General features: G+C 49.3%; 1 pseudogene. It reads right to left on the bottom strand.

The features are described from left to right. Positions 1 to 1,804, bottom strand: a pseudogene (locus tag RTW80_RS24635) (hypothetical protein); the annotation flags it as partial. Between the last annotated feature and the right edge of the window lie 2 nt (positions 1,805 to 1,806).

Below are 1,806 nucleotides of genomic sequence, written 5' to 3'. Positions count from 1 at the left end.
CGCCAAAATTTAAAATTAACGGAAATGTTTCTTTTGGACGATGTGAAAAAGCCAACAGCAGACCTGGTAGCGCATCCAATCCGAGGATACTGAGAAAATAGTCCTCACCCGCGAACAGATGCTTTTTCTCATTGATACGCAGCCAGAAGGTCAAAGCCATCTCACGCGGCAACTGTGCCAATAAATACAGGTTCCAGACACTCTTTTCCGGACGATAACGTGAGTAGTTGTCATTTTCCCATATGTTAATTAACGCTTCTATGTGACCGCTGCGGAGCGCCTGTTCTGCTAATTGTGCTTCCGGGGAGTTCCAGCCATTCAGGATCTCTTCAACCCGCCCCTGGTAGTAATGCCACTGAACAATGAGTGAATTGCGTGCAGCATCCAGTTTTCCGGGGAGTATATAATTCAGAAACAGCCATACATCATCCCCAAAACCCAGTTCCTGTAATACAACTCGTCCACTTTTTTGTTCCATGCGTTCCGCAAGAGATTCCGTGCTGAAATAACGGGCAGACTCAGTGGCGGCAAGCCTCTCTTGTTCGCCTGGTTGCCCGTAAACTTGCGGAGTTAATTCGAGCGGTGCCAAATCAAGACGTGGAGCTGTCATTTTTTTCTTACTACGCCACGGTGGTGAAACGAGCATTTCAGGCAGACCGCTGTTATCGGTGCTATCAATAACCGGTTTTGGCGATGCCGATAAATAACGCTTCACCACTGACTGGGCTTGAGTACTTAACCACGGCATCACCCTTTCTGCCAGTTGTGGCTGCGATGCTATCAGCGTTTGTAACAGCGTACGCCAGTATTCATCTCGAGCTTTTTGCTGTGCAGGCAGCTTTTTGTCTTCGATGATTGGATAACCTGGGCGGGCTGGTGGTTCTTTTAACGCCAGCAGTTCTGCCAGTGCGGCGAGTGTCGCATGGGGGAAGTTTTTACTGTATTTAGCCACACGTTGCAGGCTGGGTTTGTTTTTATCAGCAACTAACAGCAAGGTGCGGATGACTTGCGGATGGTTAATTTGTACCAGCAGACTGCCGCAATCTTCTTTATGGGCATATATCGCGAGGCGCGGAACGGCTGCCAGTCCTTGTTCGCGCAAAAGGGCGGCGCAGGCCGCGTAGCCGAAGTGGTTTTCATGCGACATGTAGCTGGCTTCTCGATCGCTAAATATATCCTGGCTCCAGTAGCGTTCGAGTTTTCTCACCGCTTTGGGGTCAGTAGCAACAACTTTTAACCACTCCTTAGAATGAAAATGAGTCCGCGGGCATTCAAGGCTTACCAACTCATTGGCGATTTCTGGTTTTTCGGGGAGGATCAGCGCAATAAAAGGGCGGCGAACTTTGGTTATTCCTGGCAGTGCGGCAATGAGTTTGTCGGCGCAACGCTGCCAGCAGCTTTCCTCTGCCAGAGAGAGGTGTTTACGCAGTCGGAGATCGAATTCGTTATAGGTTTCTGAGCGATAACCATAGCCATAGTCCTCGTTCTGATACTGCAATGTGACTACCAGAGGATCACTCTCATAACACCGTGCAATAAACTGGCGTGCAATCACCACCTCAGTCGCATATTCCAGCCCCTCTTGTTGGACGATTTCGTCGAGCAACTGTTGGTTGTCATTTTGCGCGATACAGGCTAGTGCCGCCATTGTGCGGGCCGGGACTGAGGGTTTGTGTTCGCCGATCAAGTTGATGGCCTGCGTAATGGCGGACTGCCACTCCAGTGAAAAATTTTCATAACGCCAGACAATGTTTTTTTTCTTCTCAGCTTTTTGTAGCAATTCATCACCCAGTGTCTGAATGATGC

Source organism: Escherichia sp. AM3 (assembly GCF_032029835.1).
Lineage (GTDB): Bacteria > Pseudomonadota > Gammaproteobacteria > Enterobacterales > Enterobacteriaceae > Escherichia > Escherichia coli.
This window is presented reverse-complemented; position numbering and strand designations above follow the sequence as displayed.